Source organism: Variovorax sp. Soil_C_12 (assembly GCF_057657375.1).
This window is the reverse complement of sequence record NZ_JBDGIO010000006.1, coordinates 432,123-448,508: the sequence shown is the minus strand read 5'-3', so window position 1 is coordinate 448,508 and position 16,386 is coordinate 432,123. Positions and strand designations below refer to the sequence as shown.

Below are 16,386 nucleotides of genomic sequence, written 5' to 3'. Positions count from 1 at the left end.
TGCCGTGGTCCACGTGACCGATCGTGCCCACGTTCACGTGCGGCTTCGTGCGGGTGAATTTTCCTTTTGCCATTTTCAATCCTTGAAAGAGCGCTCCCGTGTGTTGGTTTTACGTCTGCATCCTGTTGCTGATTCCTTCGCCACGGGCAACGAAGGGCACAGGATCGCAGACAGAACTGAGGCGAGAACAAGAACGGCCAGGCCGCCCTCGCCCTCTTTAGGGCGCACGCTTACTTGGTGCGTGCAGCGACGATGGCTTCGGCGACGTTGCGCGGGGCTTCCGCGTACTGCTTGAATTCCATCGTGTAGGTGGCTCGGCCTTGCGACATCGAGCGCAGGGTGGTCGAGTAGCCGAACATTTCCGATAGCGGAACTTCGGCCTTGATGGCCTTGCCGCCGCCGACCATGTCATCCATACCCTGCACCATGCCACGGCGGGACGACAGGTCACCCATCACGTTGCCGGCGTAGTCTTCAGGCGTCTCGACCTCCACGGCCATCATCGGCTCGAGGATGACCGGACTGGCCTTGCGAGCACCCTCCTTGAAGCCGAAGATGGCGGCCATCTTGAACGCCATTTCGTTCGAGTCCACGTCGTGGTACGAGCCGAAGTGCAGCGTGACCTTGACATCCACCACCGGGTAGCCGGCCAGCACGCCTTGCGTCAGCGCTTCCTGCACGCCCTTTTCCACCGCGGGGATGTACTCGCGTGGCACCACGCCGCCCTTGATGGCGTCGACGAACTCGAAGCCCTTGCCGGCTTCCTGCGGCTCGATCTTGAGCACGACGTGACCGTACTGGCCCTTGCCGCCCGACTGGCGCACGAACTTGCCTTCGGCTTCCTCGACGGTCTTGCGGACGGTCTCGCGGTACGCCACTTGCGGCTTGCCCACGTTGGCTTCCACGCCGAACTCGCGCTTCATGCGGTCGACGATGATTTCAAGGTGCAGTTCGCCCATGCCCGAAATGATGGTCTGGCCCGATTCCTCGTCTGTTTTGACGCGAAACGAGGGGTCTTCCTGCGCGAGGCGCTGCAGGGCAATGCCCATCTTTTCCTGGTCGGCCTTGGTCTTGGGCTCGACGGCCTGCGAGATCACCGACTCGGGGAACACCATGCGCTCCAGCGTCACGATGGCCGACGGATCGCACAGGGTTTCGCCCGTGGTCACTTCCTTCAGGCCCACGCAAGCAGCGATGTCGCCGGCGCGGATTTCGCTGACTTCTTCGCGGTTGTTGGCGTGCATCTGCACGATACGGCCGATGCGCTCTTTCTTCCCACGCACCGGGTTGTAGACGCTGTCGCCCTTGGAGAGCACGCCCGAGTAGACGCGCACGAAGGTCAGCTGGCCCACGAACGGGTCGGTCATCAGCTTGAACGCCAGGGCCGAGAACTTCTCTTCGTCGTCGGCCTTGCGCACCACCGGAGCTTCGTCTTCGTCGGTGCCGGAGACCGGGGGAATGTCGGTCGGCGCGGGCATGTAATCGATGACGGCGTCGAGCATGGCCTGCACGCCCTTGTTCTTGAAGGCCGAGCCGCACAGCATCGGCTGGATCTCGCCGGCGATGGTGCGCGTGCGAATGGCGAGCTTGATTTCTTCTTCCGAAAGCTTCTCGCCTTCGAGGTACTTGTTCATCAGCTCTTCGCTCGATTCGGCAGCGGCTTCCACGAGCTTCTCGTGGTACTCGTTGCAGACGTCGACCAGGTCGGCCGGGATCTCGCCGTAGGTGAAGGTCACGCCCTTGTCCTCATCCCAGATGATGGCTTTCATCTTCACGAGGTCGACGATGCCCTGGAACTTGTCCTCGGCGCCGATCGGGATCTGGATCACGACCGGGTTGGCCTTCAGGCGGTCGATCATCATCTGGCGAACGCGCAGGAAGTTGGCGCCGGTGCGGTCCATCTTGTTAACGAAAGCGAGGCGCGGCACCCTGTACTTGTTGGCCTGGCGCCAGACGGTTTCCGACTGGGGCTGCACGCCGCCGACGGCGTCATAGACCATCACGGCGCCGTCGAGCACGCGCATCGAGCGCTCGACCTCGATGGTGAAGTCCACGTGGCCCGGGGTGTCGATGATGTTGATGCGGTGCTCGGGGAAATTCTGCGCCATGCCCTTCCAGAAGCAGGTGGTGGCAGCCGAGGTGATGGTGATGCCGCGCTCTTGCTCCTGCTCCATCCAGTCCATCGTGGCTGCACCGTCATGCACTTCACCGATCTTGTGGTTCACACCCGTGTAGAACAGGATGCGCTCGGTGGTGGTGGTCTTGCCGGCGTCGATGTGCGCAGAGATACCGATGTTGCGGTAGCGCTCGATGGGGGTCTTGCGGGACATGAAATTACTCCATTAACGGATGAAAGCCCGCCCACCACACGGTGGGTCGGGCTTCCAGCCAGTACTTGATTTGAGGACGGGCTCTTAGAAGCGGAAGTGGCTGAAGGCCTTGTTGGCTTCGGCCATGCGGTGCACTTCGTCGCGCTTCTTCATGGCGCCGCCGCGGCCTTCCGTGGCTTCCATGAGTTCGTTGGCCAGGCGCAGGGCCATCGACTTCTCGCCGCGCTTGCGAGCGGCTTCCTTGATCCAGCGCATCGACAGCGCCAGGCGACGCACCGGGCGCACTTCCACGGGCACCTGGTAGTTCGCGCCGCCGACGCGGCGCGACTTCACTTCGACCATCGGCTTGACGTTGTTGATGGCGATGGTGAAGGCCTCGAGCGGGTCCTTGCCCGGGTTCTTCTTCTCGATCTGGTCGAGGGCACCGTAGATGATGCGCTCGGCCACTGCCTTCTTGCCGCCTTCCATGATCACGTTCATGAATTTGGACAGCTCGACATTGCCGTACTTGGGATCCGGCAGGATTTCACGTTTGGGGACTTCGCGACGACGTGGCATTTTTCTAACCTCTTTGCTTCAGTTGGCGCCTCTTGCCGAGACACCGCGAGAACCGACGAGAGCTCTCACTTACTCGACCCGACAGTGGGTCACTTCGTTCGATGCACCCGCCAGGCGCAACGAACACCGATTGAACACCTGGAGGCTCAAGCCTTCTTGGGACGCTTCGCGCCGTACTTGGAACGCGACTGCTTGCGATCTTTCACGCCTTGCAGGTCCAGCGAGCCACGCACGATGTGGTAGCGCACACCGGGCAGATCCTTGACACGACCGCCGCGAACCAGCACCACGCTGTGTTCCTGCAGATTGTGGCCTTCACCGCCGATGTAGGAAATGACTTCGAAGCCGTTGGTCAGGCGCACCTTGGCGACCTTGCGCAGCGCCGAGTTCGGCTTCTTGGGGGTCGTGGTGTAGACCCGGGTGCAGACGCCGCGGCGTTGCGGCGAGTTCTGCATGGCAGGGCTCTTCGACTTGATCTTCTCGACCTCGCGACCCTGACGCACCAGTTGATTGATGGTTGGCATGAATGAATAAGTCCAAAAACACCCCGGTCGAACCCCTCACCGTGACATGAGGAAACCGGGAGATGACGAAAACGTGAAACCCTTCGGATTTTTCCGAAAAGCCCGCGAGTATAGCACTGACCCCAGGCTTGCCCACTTCGCGTGGCCGCCAACCCACTTTTTGGGGGCGCCGCCAGCGGCCCGGCGAAGCCGGTTCCGCGGCGGCTCACCAACCGCGCGGCCGAGGGGAAAGACGCTTGTCTTGGCCGGGGCGCTACTTGATCCAGAGGCGGACGGCATCCCAGGCGCGGCCGAGGATGCCTGCCTGCTCCACCGGCTCGAGCGCGACCAGCGGCACGTCGGCGACCGGCTGGTCGGCGAGCGTGATCTTGAGGGAGCCGATCGGCTGGTTGCGGGTGAAGGGCGCAACCAACGGATCGGGGCGCGCGACCTGGGTCTTGATCTTGCTCGCCGAGCCGGCGGGCACCGCCACCACGATGGCCTCGGTGCGGCCGAGCTTGACGGTGTTCTCCTTGCCCTTCCAGACCGGCGGGGTGGCGACCGCCTGGTTGGCGTCGAACAGGCGCACCGCGTCGTAGGCGGTGTAGCCCCAGTTCAGCAGCTTCTGCGACTCGTTGGCCCGCGCGTTCTCGCTGGCCGTCCCGAGCACGATCGACAGCAGGCGCCGGCCGCCGGCGAGGTTCGGGAAATCGCGCTTGGAGGTCACGATCATGCAGTAGCCGGCCGCATCGGTATGGCCGGTCTTGAGACCGTCGACGGTCGGGTCGCGGAACAGCAGCAGGTTGCGGTTGGTGTCGTTGGTCGAGGGGGTGCCGGGGTAGCGGTACTTCTTGATCGAGTAGTAGTGCACGTACTCGGGAAAGTCGCGCATCAGCCGCGTCGCCAGGATGCTCAGGTCGCGCGCCGTGGTCGTATGGCCCGGCGCAGTCAGGCCCTCGGGGTTCTTGTAGCTGGTGTTCTTCATGCCCAGCGCCTTGGCCTGCTCGTTCATGAGCTCGACGAAATGCTCCACCGTGCCGCCCACGCCCTCGGCCAGCGCGACGGTGGCGTCGTTGCCCGACTGCACGATCAGGCCTTTGATCATGTCCTCGACCGGCACCTGCATCTTCGGGTCGATGAACATGCGCGAGCCGGGCATCTTCCAGGCGCGGGTGCTGACCGGCAGGGTCTGCTGCAGGCTGATCTTCTTGGCCTTGAGCGCGTCGAAGACGAGGTAGGCCGACATCAGCTTGGTGAGCGAGGCCGGCTCGACGGGCGTGTCGATGTCCTTCTGCGCCAGCATCTGGTTGGCCGTCACGTCCAGCAGCAGGTAGCTGCGCGCAGCGACTTCGGGAGCTTGCGGGACCTGGGCCGCGGCGATGAGGCAGAAGGATGCGGCGGCAGCCGCTGCGAAGGCGCGCAGCGCGCCGAGAAGACGATTCATGGAGATTCGAAGAGAGACGAAAACTAGCCCGCGCGCAGATGGCGGACGACCAGACCCTTGAGCAGCGGCAATTGTCCGTGAAAGAAATGACCGCCCCCGGGAACGACCGTAACAGGAAGTGACTGTGGCCGGGCCCAATCCAGCACGGCGGCCAGGGGCACGGTGTCGTCGTGCTCGCCATGCACGACCAGCGTGCGCTCATGCGCCTCGGCCGGCAAGGTCGCCACCGAGAAGCGCGCGGCAGCGGTGCCGACCAGCACCAGCTGCCGGATGTCTCGCCGCGCCCACAGCTGCTCGGCCGCGCGGCTCGCCACGAAGGCGCCGAACGAGAAGCCGGCGATGGCCAGCGGCCCCTCGGGTGCCAGCTGCTCGATGACCTGGAGCATGTCCTCGCGCTCGCCGCGGCCCTCGTCGTGCACACCCTCGGTGCCGCCCACGCCGCGGAAGTTGAAGCGCACCGCGGCCCAGCCGCAGGCGACGAAGGCCCTCGCCAGCGTCTGCACCACCTTGTTGTCCATGGTGCCGCCGAAGAGCGGATGCGGATGGGCGATCACCGCCACACCGCGCGCCGGAGCGCCATCGGCCGCGGCATCGCGCAACGCGGCGATCGCGCCGGCGGCGCCCTGGATCTGGATCTTCTCGGTCTGCGAATTCATGATCTCAGCGCCCTACGTCCGGCGGCAGCAGCAAGCGCTCGACGACCTTGCCGTCGCGCAGGTGCGAATCGACGATCTCGTCGATGTCCTGCTCGTCGACGAAGGTGTACCAGACGGCTTCGGGATAGACCACCGCCACCGGCCCACCCGCACACCGGTCGAGGCAGCCGGCCTTGTTGACCCGCACATTCCCCGGCCCGGCCAGCCCCGCCTCCTTGACGCGCTTCTTGCAGCGGTCGAAGCCTTGCTGCGCATTGTGTTGCGAGCAGGATTCCTCGCCGTTCTTGCGCTCGTTCAGGCAGAAGAAGATGTGGCGGCCGTAATAGCCGCGCGGCGGCGCAGTGCTGGAGGTGGGCATCGGCTGATTCTATTGAGCGTCCGCAGCCGCGTACCGCAAGGGGACTAGGCACGCGCACGGCGCGACAAGGCGGCCAGTACGTAGATCAGCGTCGCGAAGGGCCAGAGCCAGCCCAACCACTGCGCCAGTCCGTGGAAGCGGATGAATCGCCCCTGCTCCCAGGTCGCGAGCGTCTGGGCGAAGTAGGCGCTCTCCGGTGCCTGGTTGAGCAGGCTCAGGTGCACCCCGAGCGCGACCAGCAGCAGGGCCGCGCACAGGCGGCGCGACGCGGGCAGCAGCAGCACGCCGAGGAAGAACGCGGCAGCAATGCCGACTTGCACCGGCAGGCTCAGCCAGGCCCAGGCGTGCTCGGGCCCGTAGCTCAGCGCCGCCGACAGCGCGGATGCCGCTACCCCGCTCAGCAGCACCAGCGGCATCAACACGGCCCGGCGCGCGACTGCCCGCGTCACCTGGAAGGCCAGCAGGCAGGGCACCAGCGCGCCCAGCGCCACGCACAGCAGCTCGACGCCGGGCACCAGAGGCTCCAGCTCGAACTGGCGCACCGGCATCCAATCGATGAAGGGCGTGTCCAGCAGCCACTCGGAGATGGCCGCCTCGAGACGCTCGAACACCTGGCCCAGCCCGAAGGTGACCGCGGCCGGGAACAGCAGCGCCATCGGCCACAACGCCAGCAGCACCAGCGCGCCGCGCGAATCCTCCACGAACCAGTTCGAGCGGGTCCGGTGCCAGTGCGCGACCACGCCCAGACGCTCAAGCGCTGCCGCCAGCACAGCGCCCGCCAGCGCGCCGAGACTGTTGAGCCCCAGGTCCACATTCGACGGAATGCGTGCCGGCAAGTAGCTCTGCAGCGTCTCCATGACGAAGGCGATGGCGGCGCCGATCAGTGTCGCAGCGAGCACCGCACGCACCGGCCCGATGCCGGGCTGCGTGCGCAAGACGGCGATCGCCGCCAGAAAGCCCAGCGGCAGGTAGCCGGCCACGTTCACGCCGAAGTCGAAGCCGGTCCAGTACTTGGGCCAGGGCGCCGCCAGGTAGGACCAGGGGGCGATGCCCTGGTCGCGCCAGTCGGCGAAGGGGTAGAGGCTCGCGTAGACGATCAGCGCCGCATAGGCGAATGCCAGGGGCAGGGCCGCGGACTTGTGCTGCTGCGTGGCCACCGCTCAGAAGGGCTTGACCACGACCAGCACCACGATCGCCAGCAGCAGCAAGACCGGCGCCTCGTTGAACCAGCGGTACCAGCGCTCGCCGCGCCGGTCTTGCCCGGCCACGAACTTGCGCAGCAGCACCCCGCACGCATGGTGGTAGCCGACGACCCCCAGCACCAGCGCCAGCTTCGCATGCATCCAGCCGTTGCCGGGACCGCGCCCGATGCCATAGCCCAGCCAGAGCCAGAGGCCGAAGCCGATCGCCGGCACGGCCAGGAAAGTGGTGAAGCGGAACAGCTTGCGCGCCATCAGGACCAGCCGGGCGCGCTCGGCCACCGACTCCGGCGCCACCATGGCCAGGTTCACGAAGATGCGGGGCAGGTAGAACAGCCCGGCGAACCAGCTGGCGACGAACACGATGTGCAGCGATTTGACCCAGAGCATGGCGGCAGTGTAGTGGGGGCCCTTTCGCAGACGGGCCGACCGCCAGGGCAAAAAAAAGCCCGGCGCCAAAACGCCGGGCTGGGAAGCCCTTTTGCTGTCACACATCAAGGCACCCGCTCAGGGAGGAAAAGCGGGGAGCGGCAAGCCGCCCACCGCGGAATTTAGCAAAGGCATTACGTACGATCAAGCGAGTTCTAATTTTTCTGCCGCCTTTTTGGAGATTGAGTAGCTCAAAGGTATTACTAATAGGAGCAATCCGCGGCTTTCGCCGTGGCGCAAACGCACTTGGGGCACAATTTTCGGCATGACCCTCCACGCCCCCTTCCCTTCGGGCCGGCCGCGCCGGCTGCGCCGGGACGTCTTTACGCGAAACCTGGTACGTGAGCACACGCTCAGCGCCCACGACCTTATTTATCCGGTGTTCGTGCAGGAAGGCGAGAAGCGGCGCGATGCCGTGCCGTCCATGCCCGGGGTCGAGCGGCTCAGCCTGGACCTGCTGCTGCCGGTGGCCGAGCAATGCCTCTCGCTGGGCATTCCGGTGATGGCGCTGTTCCCGGTGATCGATGCCGGCCTCAAGACCCCGGCCGGCGACGAGGCCTTCAACCCCGACGGCCTGATTCCGCGGGTGGTGGCCGGGCTCAAGTCGCGCTTCCCGGAACTGGGCGTGATGACCGACGTCGCGCTGGACCCCTATACCAGCCACGGCCAGGACGGCCTGCTTGACGAAACCGGCTACATCCTCAACGACCCGACCGTCGAGGTGCTGGTGAAGCAGGCGCTGGTCCAGGCCGAGGCCGGCGTGGACATCGTGGCGCCCAGCGACATGATGGACGGCCGCATCGGCGCGATCCGCGGCGCCCTTGAATCGGCCGGCCGGATCCACACCCGGATCATGGCCTACAGCGCCAAGTACGCGAGCGCCTTCTACGGCCCCTTCCGCGACGCCGTGGGCTCGGCTGCCAACCTCGGCAAGAGCAACAAGAAGGTCTACCAGATGGACCCGGGCAACAGCGACGAGGCGCTGCGCGAGGTCGGCCTCGACATCGCGGAAGGCGCCGACATGGTGATGGTGAAGCCCGGCATGCCCTACCTGGACATCGTGCGCCGGGTGAAGGACGAATTCCACGTACCGACCTTCGCCTACCAGGTCAGCGGCGAGTACGCGATGCTCAAGGCCGCGGCGCAGAACGGCTGGCTGGACCACGACGCCGTGATGCTCGAGAGCCTGCTGGCCTTCAAGCGCGCCGGCGCCGACGGCGTGCTCACCTACTTCGCGCTCGACGCCGCGCGGCTGTTGCCCAAGCTTTAGGCTGCGGGCTCGGGACGGCATCCGGGCGCGGGCCGTCTCTCTCCAGAAGAACAACAGGACGTTTGCATGCGCATCTTCGAGATCAGCGGCACCCGCGTCACCGAGCATCCCGCGCTGGCGCCGATGGCCGCGCCCGGCGCCTGCGCGGGCTATCTGTGGCTGTCGCTGACGCGCGACGAACTCCGCAGCACGCTCGCCGAGGTGCAAGGCACCCTGCAAGCGCTCTGCGGCACGCACCTGGTCGACCTTCATGTGGCGGACCTGCTCAACGACCAACTTCCGTCTCGCTACGACTACACCTCGCAGTACGACGTGCTGGTGTTTCGCCGGCTCGCCGCCGGCAATGGCCCGGGTTCGGCAGGCGCCGAGCCCGGCCTGCCGCGCGGCGGCCCGCCGGTGCTGCGGCGCATCGACACGCGGCCGGTCGGCTTCGCGGTCTTCGACCGCGTGCTGCTGTCCGTGCATCCGGAAGACGGCTCGGTGCGCGACGCCTTCGCCGCCCGCCTGCTGAACGCGGTGACGCCCGATGCGCGCGGCGGCGCCGCGCCGCCCGCGCTCGACGTGCGCGCCGTCTCGACCCGCGTGCCGGCTGGTCCTGCGGATCTGATGCTGCGCGTGATCAACCTGATCGTCGACGCCTACCTGGACTTGCGCCGCGACCTGACCCGACAGCTGGACCACTGGCAGGCCGAGCTGATCGACCCTCGCAGCCACTTCACGAACTGGAGCGCGCTGATGAAGGCGCGGCAGGCGCTGCACCACCTGGACGAGATCTGCGAGGACCAGCGCGCCGCGGTGCAGGACTGGATCGACGCCTTCGAAACCCTGCCGTCGCCCGAGGGCAAGGCCGAGTCGCGCGAGCGCGAGCTGATCATGGTGCGCAGCCGCGATGTGCTCGAGCACATCCAGCGCGTGGTGCATCACGTGCGGCGGCTCGAGCAGAACGCCGAGACCGCGGTGCAGCTGCATTTCAGCGTGCAGAGCCACCGCACCAACGACATCATGCGGGTGCTCACGGTGCTCACCGCGGTCTTCCTCCCGCTGAACCTCATCGCCGGCATCTTCGGCATGAACTTCGAGTTCGTCCCGCTGGTGCACAAGGCCGGTGGCTTCTGGATCGCCATGGGTGCGATGGCTTCGGTCGCACTGCTGCTGGTGCTCGTCTTCTGGCGCAAGCGCTATCTCGCGAGGAACAGATAGGCCAAAAGAAAAACCGGGCAGCGCTCGCGCGCTGCCCGGTTCTTCCGATGGGCCGGTACGAATTACTTGGCCGCAGGGGCGACTTGCTTCTGTGCTTGCTGCAGCGTGTCGGCGCGGTTGGGCATGGTCGAGATCACGCGGCTGTTGACGCGCGAGCCGCCGGTGACGTTCTGGTCCGGCGCGTTGGCGGTGGCAACCGCCTGGGCGTAGACGGCCTCGGGGTTGGCGACCGCCTTGAAAGGCTCCGCGCCGCGCGAGCCGCGCACCACGTTCTGGTTGGGGGCAGAAGCCGTGCGAGCGGCTTCGGCTTCGACGTCGGCGCGGTTCACCGCGGAGACCGGCGCTGCCACGCCATGGTAGGTTTCTGCATGGGCACCGGCGGCGGCCAGAAAGGAGAGAGCGGCGGCGGCGAGGATGTGAGAGGTCTTCATTTCAGGTCCTTGGGTTCGTCGGAGGCGGTTTCAAACCAGGCTCGCGGTGGGCTCGCCTGTGCGACGAAGTGTCCGGTCGAAGACCCTCGGGAAATTATTTAGAAAAGAGACACGGCGTTTCCTGGATCGAAACAATCCGTAGCTGCGTGCCGCAGGCGCTCAACGCAGCCCGAATAGCGCCGCCGCGTTGCCCCAAGCGACGCGCTGCGCCACCTCCGGCGGCAGCTCGCCGAGCCAGCGGCGGTAGCCGCCCATGATTTCGTCGTAGGCGCTCCAGCGCTGGTTGACCCAGGTGTCGGACCCGACCACGAAGCGATCGGGATGCTTGAGGAGCAACGCTCGCCACTCGGGGCAGAGCATGCCGCCCTCGCAGGTCAGGCCCGGCCGGTAGGAGAGCTCGCCCATCAGCAGCGGATAGCGCTCCAAGAGCGCCTGCACCCGCGCCACCGGCGGCCCACCGATGCCGGTATGCGCCCAGATCAGCCGCAGCGACTGCCCCTTGGACGGCGCATGCGCCATCAACAAGTCGATCGCCGTATCGTCCACATGCGCGAGCACAGCCAGCTTCTTTTGCTCGGCCAGCACGATCAGCTTGCGGGCCACCGGCCCGTTGGCGTTCGCGCTGTCGTAGAGATGGAATTCGCCCAGGCCGCGGTACGGCCCGCCGGCGGTGCCGCGGGCCAGCTCGGACTGCACCATGTCGTGGATGCTCTCGTCGCGAAACCAGTTGTTGTAGTCGTCGCGGTTGCGATAGAGCCGCACGAAGGGCACCACCGTGACGCCGGCTTCGCGCGCCTCGCGCGCCGCCGCCAGCGTCTGCGTGCCCGCGTTGGGCCGCGAGTTGGCAATGATGGCCTTCACACCGTTGCGCTGCATCCGCGCCAGCGCCTCGGCCGGCGGGTAGGGGCCGGTGTTGCCGTCCCAGGCTTCCTGGTTGTAGTGCAGATGCGTGTCGAACAAGGGGCCGCTGTAGTCGGCCGCCTGCACCGCCGAGAACGCCAAGACCGCCAGCAGGACCGCGGCAAGACGCACCGGATGCCCCGCTCAGCCGAGATGCCTGGCGAAGAAGGCCAGCGTGCGCTCGCGCGCCAGCTTGGCGGCCTCGGCGTTGTAGGAGCCGCGCTGGTCGCAGTTGAAGCCGTGGCCCGATTCGTAGACATGCACTTCCACCTCCGGGTGCGCCTTCTTGAAGGCCTCGATGGTGTCCAGCGGAATCCAGTGGTCGTTGTTGCCGAAGTGCGCCATCACGGGCACCTTGGGCGTGATCGCGCTCTCCTCCGGCGTGGTCATCCCGCCGCCGTAGTACGGCGCCGCGGCCGACAGGCCCGACACCTTCGCCGAGGCGCGCCAGGTCAAGAGGCCGCCCCAGCAGTAGCCGACGATGCCCACCTTGCCGCCACGGGCCGCATACTCGACCGCGGCCTGGATGTCCTGCAGCACGCCCGGCGCCGGCAGCGCCTCGACGGCGGTCTTGAGCGCGAAGCCGGCCTTCATGTCCTCCTCGCTGTAGCCCAGCTCGACGCCCGGCTTGACGCGGTGGAAGGTCGAGGGCGCGACGGCGAGATAGCCCTCGGCCGCAAAGCCGTCGGCCACCGAGCGGATGTGCGAGTTGACGCCGAAGATTTCCGGCACGACGACCACCGCGGCCTTGGGCTTGCCCGAGGGTTCCGCCACGTAGGCGGGAAAGCTGAAGCCATCCTTGGCGGTGAGGTCGATGAATTGGCCCATGGTCATGCTCCTGTAATGGTGAGAGGGGAGGTTGTTGCTTCAATGCGCGTCCAATGCGCGCGCGACGAAATCCAGCCGGTCCTGGCCCCAGAAGATCTCGCCGTCGATCACGTAGCTGGGTGCGCCGAATACCTTGGCGTCGATGGCCTGCTGCGTGTAGTCCTCGTAGCGCTCCTGCACAGTCTGGCTTTGCGACTGCTCGATGCGCTTGGCAGCGAGCCCGCATTCGGCGGCCAGCGCCTCGAGCACCTTCGGGTCCGCGATGTTGCGCTCCTTCACCCAGACCGAGGCGAAGACCGCGCCGCACAGTTTCATCGCGGCCTCGCAGCCGTCGTGCAGGTCGACCGCGATGATCAGCTTGGCGGCGTCGTCGCCCGCGACCGGGAAGAACTTCGGCGTCGGGTTGAGGGGAATGTCCAGGTGCCGCGAGAAGCGCGCCAGGTCGACCAGCCGGTAGGCCTGGCGCTGCGGGGCGCGCTTGCCCAGCGGCAGGCCGCCGGAGACGGGAAAGATGGCGCCGAAATCGACGGGTCGCACGCGCACGGTGGCGCCGGCGGCCTTGGCGAGCGCGGCGAAGCGCGCGTGTCCCAGGTAGGTCCAGGGGCTCTGGGGCGTGAAGTAGTAGTCGACGCTGCGGGTCACGGGCCTCTCCTCGATGATGTAATCGACGTCGACGGTTTTAACTGAGGCACGGCTTTCGTGCAGGAGGCGGGATTTGGACCAGGTACTCTTGATCACGGGCGGCAGCCGCGGCATCGGCGCCGCGACCGCGCTGCTCGCCTCGCAGCGCGGCTTCGCGGTGGCCGTCAACTATGCCAGCAATTCCCTGGCCGCCGACGAGGTGGTGCGCGCGATCCGCGACCGGGGTGGGCGCGCCATGAGCGTGCAGGCCGACGTGGGCGACGAGGCGCAGGTGAAGGCGATGTTCGAGAAGGTCGACGCCGAGTTCGGCCGCCTCGGCGCGCTGGTCAACAACGCCGGCGTGGTCGACGTGCAGGCGCGGGTCGACGAGATGAGCGTCGCGCGGCTCGAACGGATGCTGCGCATCAACATGATCGGCAGCTTCCTCTGCGCGCGCGAGGCGGTGCGGCGCATGAGCACGAGACACGGCGGCACAGGCGGCGCCATCGTCAACCTCTCCAGCGCCGCGGCGCGCCTGGGCTCGCCGGGCCAGTACGTCGACTATGCGGCCAGCAAGGGCGCGATCGAGAGCTTCACCATCGGCCTGGCCAAGGAGGTCGCGGACGAAGGCATCCGCGTCAACGCGGTGCGCCCGGGCCTCATCGACACCGAGATCCACGCCTCGGGCGGCATGCCCGACCGCGCCTTCCAGCTCGCTTCCACCGTGCCGATGAAGCGCACCGGCAGCGCGCAGGAGGTCGCCAACGGCATCGCGTGGCTGCTGTCCGACGAGGCCAGCTACGTCACCGGCACCTTCCTCGACATCACGGGCGGACGCTGATGGCCACGCCCGCCATGGACCTGGTCAAGCCGATGATCACGCTGCTGGCCATCGTGAACCCGCTGGCGATCGTGCCCTTCTTCATCCACTACACGCAGGGCTACACCGAGGCGCAGCGCAAGCGCACGGCATGGGTTTCGGCCTTCAGCGCCTTCGTGGTCATCGCCATCAGCGCGCTGCTCGGGCTGCAGCTGCTCGCCTTCTTCGGCATCTCGATCGCCAGCTTCCAAGTGGGCGGCGGCATGCTGCTGCTGATCAGCTCGCTCAACATGCTCAACGCGCAGCCGGCGGAATCGAAGAGCAACGAGGAGGAGATCCGCGCCGCGGAAATCAAGGCCTCGCTGGGCGCCTCGATCGCGGTGGTGCCGCTGACCATCCCGCTTCTGACCGGGCCGGCCACCATGTCGACGATGGTGATCTATGCCGACAAGACGCAGCATGTCTGGGAGCTCGCAATCCTGGTGGGTTACGGCGTGGTAGTCGGGCTGGTGACCGGCATCATCTTCTCGCTGGCCGACCCGATCGCGCGTGTGCTCGGCAAGACCGGCATCAACGTGATGACCCGGCTTATGGGCCTGATCCTCGCGGCGCTGTCGGTGGAGGTGATGGCCGACGGCCTTTCCACCCTGTTCCCGGCGCTGGCCCGCACGCACTGACCGCGGTCAGCGCTTCACCAGCTCGACGAGCTGCGGCGTGACGGCGCCGTCGTCCACGCGCAACTCGGCCGCCGAGATCGGCAGCCGGAAGCGTGGCGGTCCGGCGCTGCCGGGATTGACGTACCAGACGCCCGCGCGCTCCTCGGCCTTGGGCCGGTGCGAATGGCCGCACACCACGACGCGCACGCCTTCGGCCGCCGGATCGATCTTCAGCTCGGCGAGGTCATGGATCACGTGGAGGCGCAGACCCGCGAGCTCCACCCGCGCCGCGGCGGGCACGGCGTCGGCCCAGGCGCCCACGTCGTTGTTGCCGCGCACTGCCGTCAGCGGCGCCAGCCCGGCCAGCTGCACGAGGATCTGCGGATCGCCGATGTCGCCGCCGTGCACGATGTGATCGCAGCCCTGCAGGAAGGCCAGCGCCTCGGGCCGCAGCAGCCCGTGCGTGTCGGAGATCAGGCCGATGCGGTACATGGCCGGCCTGGGATGTGTCAGCGCGGCTGGTCCACCCAGGCCACGAGCTCGGCCACCGCCGCATCGCTCGCTGCTGCCAAGCCCTTGACGCCGCCGGCCGCGTCGGCGCTCGGCGCCGGCCGCTGCAGCGCGAAACTGCGCTGCGCCAGCACGCGGTCGCCGCCGCTGCCGCCGCGGATCAGCGTGGCGCGCAGCCGCACCAGGCCCACGCTCGAGGCCGGCGACTCGAAGTACTGGCTGAACTCCTCGAGCGAGACCCGCAGGGTGTCGGGCACCCGGCCCTCGGTGCGCGCGATGGTGGCGCTCTCCTCCGGGCCGAGCACGGTGCGGCGCATGGCCAGCGCATCGCGCAGCCGCTGGTGCAGCAGCTGGGCCGGCGCCAGGCTCCAGCGCGCCTGGCCATAGGGGCGCAGCTCGTTGGAGTCGGCGTAGCCCAGGCGATAGAGCAGCTGCGTGCCCTCGAGCCGCGTGCTGGCGTCGATTTCGGCGAGCGCGATCGGCGGCAGTGCCGCAGGGTTTGCCGATGCCGGCGCGGCTGCCGCGAGATGGGGCCCGAAGTCGTAGAGCGTCGCGCGAGCGGGCTTGTCGGGCAGCGCGCCGCAGCCCGCTGCGAGCAGCGCGGCGCCTGCGGCAAGCACGGCAAGGATCGGAAGGCGCCGGGCGGGCGTGCGCGAATGCGGGTGTGCGTTGTTCTTCATGTTCGTCACGATCAAGGGCGCGCGGCCGGCGCGGAAAAGCCGGGCTCGCCCGGCCCCGCCACCACGCCACCGTTGCCGAAGAGCAGCGATTGCGGGTTGTCGTTGATGTTGTCTGCCGTGCGGCCCAGGCGGCGCACCGCCCGCGAGGTGTCGTCGGCGACGCGGTTCACGCGCGGCAGGGTGGCGGCGTTGAAGGAATCGACCGCCTGCGCCAGCGCGCGGGTGCCGTCGCTCAGGCGCTCGACCGGGCCGTCCTTGGCGTTCAGGCGGGTCACCGTGGTGTTGGCATTGTTGGCCACCCGCGAAACGTCGCTGGCGGCTGCCTTCACCGTGCCCATCGTGTCCTTGGTTCGCTCGATCAGCGGCGGCAGCGCCGCCAGCGCCGGGTTGAGCCCGTTCTTGACCGTGTTGTCGAGCGAGCGCGTGAGCTCGTTGGCGCTGGCCGTGGCCTGCGAGATGCTCTCCAGCGCGTCGGCGATGCGCTTCTGGTTGGGGTCGCCCAGCAGGTTGTTGGCGCGCTTCGTCACTTCCTCGATCTGGCCGATGATGGCCTCGCCGCGTTCCTGCAACTGGGCCAGCACCGAGGGCTTGAGCGGGATGCGCGGCGGGTCGTCGTTGTTGGGCGACAGCGGCGTCTGCGATTCGCCCTTGTCGTCCAGCGCGATGAAGGCCAGGCCGGTCACGCCCTGGTAGGCCAGGGTGGCGTAGCTCGAGGTGGTGAGCGGCACCCGCTGGTCGACCGTGATGCGCACCCGCACATTGCCCTTGACCTTGGGGTCGAAGTCGATCAGGGACACCTTGCCGACGGAGATGCCGCGGTAGCGCACCATGGCCTGCGGCTGCAGGCCGCTGACGGCGTCGCGCGTGGACAGTTCGTAGACGTTGCGCACCGTGTTGTCGCGCGTGAGCCAGACCACCAACGCGATCAGCGCAGCGGCCAGGCCGAGCACGAAGGCGCCGGCGGCGATGGCATGGGCCTTGTTTTCCATGGCA

At 67.3% G+C, this 16,386-nt stretch carries 19 protein-coding genes and 1 pseudogene; 4 read left to right on the top strand and 16 right to left on the bottom strand.

Annotation, left to right across the window (positions count from 1 at the left end):
- The 9 genes and pseudogenes from AC3A6X_RS19290 to AC3A6X_RS19250 all read right to left on the bottom strand — a co-directional run.
- A pseudogene (locus AC3A6X_RS19290) lies at positions 1-73 on the bottom strand (GTP-binding protein); the annotation flags it as partial.
- A 157-nt stretch (positions 74-230) separates the two neighbouring features.
- Entirely contained in the window at positions 231-2,330 is a 2,100-nt protein-coding gene (gene fusA / locus AC3A6X_RS19285) for an elongation factor G (RefSeq protein WP_487843690.1), read from the bottom strand.
- Positions 2,331-2,414: 84 nt separating this feature from the next.
- The gene (gene rpsG, locus AC3A6X_RS19280) at positions 2,415-2,888 is read right to left on the bottom strand and encodes a 30S ribosomal protein S7 (protein ID WP_077002363.1); all 474 of its coding nucleotides are present in this window, start codon (positions 2,886-2,888) and stop codon (positions 2,415-2,417) included.
- A gap of 146 nt (positions 2,889-3,034) precedes the next feature.
- On the bottom strand, positions 3,035-3,412 hold the full coding sequence (gene rpsL / locus AC3A6X_RS19275) for a 30S ribosomal protein S12 (RefSeq protein ID WP_028249584.1): 378 nt from the start codon (positions 3,410-3,412) through the stop codon (positions 3,035-3,037).
- Positions 3,413-3,665: 253 nt separating this feature from the next.
- Positions 3,666-4,835 (bottom strand): D-alanyl-D-alanine carboxypeptidase family protein, encoded by a 1,170-nt coding sequence (locus AC3A6X_RS19270; protein ID WP_487843689.1) that lies wholly within the window; start codon positions 4,833-4,835, stop codon positions 3,666-3,668.
- 23 nt (positions 4,836-4,858) lie between these two features.
- A complete protein-coding gene (locus tag AC3A6X_RS19265; RefSeq protein ID WP_487843688.1) occupies positions 4,859-5,491 on the bottom strand; it encodes an alpha/beta hydrolase in 633 nt (210 codons plus the stop codon).
- A 4-nt stretch (positions 5,492-5,495) separates the two neighbouring features.
- A complete protein-coding gene (locus tag AC3A6X_RS19260; protein ID WP_309960819.1) occupies positions 5,496-5,849 on the bottom strand; it encodes a (2Fe-2S) ferredoxin domain-containing protein in 354 nt (117 codons plus the stop codon).
- A 44-nt stretch (positions 5,850-5,893) separates the two neighbouring features.
- Positions 5,894-7,006: a VanZ family protein gene (locus AC3A6X_RS19255; RefSeq protein ID WP_487843687.1), complete on the bottom strand. Its 1,113-nt coding sequence runs from the start codon at positions 7,004-7,006 to the stop codon at positions 5,894-5,896.
- Between the two features lie 3 nt (positions 7,007-7,009).
- Positions 7,010-7,438: a CopD family protein gene (locus tag AC3A6X_RS19250; RefSeq protein ID WP_487843686.1), complete on the bottom strand. Its 429-nt coding sequence runs from the start codon at positions 7,436-7,438 to the stop codon at positions 7,010-7,012.
- Positions 7,439-7,742: 304 nt separating this feature from the next.
- On the opposite strand from AC3A6X_RS19250, the gene hemB reads away from it, so the two are divergent.
- The gene (gene hemB, locus AC3A6X_RS19245; protein WP_487843685.1) at positions 7,743-8,747 is read left to right on the top strand and encodes a porphobilinogen synthase; all 1,005 of its coding nucleotides are present in this window, start codon (positions 7,743-7,745) and stop codon (positions 8,745-8,747) included.
- Positions 8,748-8,813: 66 nt separating this feature from the next.
- Entirely contained in the window at positions 8,814-9,947 is a 1,134-nt protein-coding gene (locus tag AC3A6X_RS19240) for a magnesium transporter CorA family protein (RefSeq protein ID WP_487843684.1), read from the top strand.
- 62 nt (positions 9,948-10,009) lie between these two features.
- Here AC3A6X_RS19240 and AC3A6X_RS19235 read toward each other — a convergent pair whose 3' ends face one another.
- The 4 genes from AC3A6X_RS19235 to AC3A6X_RS19220 all read right to left on the bottom strand — a co-directional run bounded on the left by AC3A6X_RS19235 (position 10,010) and on the right by AC3A6X_RS19220 (position 12,748).
- A complete protein-coding gene (locus AC3A6X_RS19235) occupies positions 10,010-10,378 on the bottom strand; it encodes a DUF4148 domain-containing protein (protein WP_487843683.1) in 369 nt (122 codons plus the stop codon).
- A 159-nt stretch (positions 10,379-10,537) separates the two neighbouring features.
- On the bottom strand, positions 10,538-11,410 hold the full coding sequence (locus AC3A6X_RS19230; protein ID WP_487843682.1) for an amidohydrolase family protein: 873 nt from the start codon (positions 11,408-11,410) through the stop codon (positions 10,538-10,540).
- 12 nt (positions 11,411-11,422) lie between these two features.
- On the bottom strand, positions 11,423-12,106 hold the full coding sequence (locus AC3A6X_RS19225; RefSeq protein WP_487843681.1) for a dienelactone hydrolase family protein: 684 nt from the start codon (positions 12,104-12,106) through the stop codon (positions 11,423-11,425).
- A gap of 39 nt (positions 12,107-12,145) precedes the next feature.
- Positions 12,146-12,748, bottom strand: coding sequence for a DsbA family protein (locus AC3A6X_RS19220; RefSeq protein ID WP_487843680.1), 603 nt, complete (start codon positions 12,746-12,748; stop codon positions 12,146-12,148).
- A 73-nt stretch (positions 12,749-12,821) separates the two neighbouring features.
- On the opposite strand from AC3A6X_RS19220, the gene AC3A6X_RS19215 reads away from it, so the two are divergent.
- Positions 12,822-13,568 carry an SDR family oxidoreductase gene (locus AC3A6X_RS19215; protein ID WP_487843679.1) on the top strand — a complete coding sequence of 249 codons (747 nt, stop codon included), beginning with the start codon at positions 12,822-12,824 and terminating at the stop codon, positions 13,566-13,568.
- On the top strand, positions 13,568-14,224 hold the full coding sequence (locus AC3A6X_RS19210) for a MarC family protein (RefSeq protein WP_309960798.1): 657 nt from the start codon (positions 13,568-13,570) through the stop codon (positions 14,222-14,224). The genes AC3A6X_RS19215 and AC3A6X_RS19210 overlap by 1 nt, the downstream gene beginning before the upstream one ends.
- Positions 14,225-14,230: 6 nt before the next feature.
- Here AC3A6X_RS19210 and AC3A6X_RS19205 read toward each other — a convergent pair whose 3' ends face one another.
- The 3 genes from AC3A6X_RS19205 to AC3A6X_RS19195 are packed head-to-tail and all read right to left on the bottom strand — an operon-like array spanning position 14,231 to position 16,382.
- Complete coding sequence (locus AC3A6X_RS19205) at positions 14,231-14,695, bottom strand: metallophosphoesterase family protein (protein ID WP_487843678.1); 465 nt, start codon at positions 14,693-14,695, stop codon at positions 14,231-14,233.
- A gap of 17 nt (positions 14,696-14,712) precedes the next feature.
- The gene (locus AC3A6X_RS19200; protein WP_487843677.1) at positions 14,713-15,393 is read right to left on the bottom strand and encodes an ABC-type transport auxiliary lipoprotein family protein; all 681 of its coding nucleotides are present in this window, start codon (positions 15,391-15,393) and stop codon (positions 14,713-14,715) included.
- A gap of 11 nt (positions 15,394-15,404) precedes the next feature.
- Positions 15,405-16,382: an MlaD family protein gene (locus AC3A6X_RS19195; RefSeq protein ID WP_487843676.1), complete on the bottom strand. Its 978-nt coding sequence runs from the start codon at positions 16,380-16,382 to the stop codon at positions 15,405-15,407.
- Between the last annotated feature and the right edge of the window lie 4 nt (positions 16,383-16,386).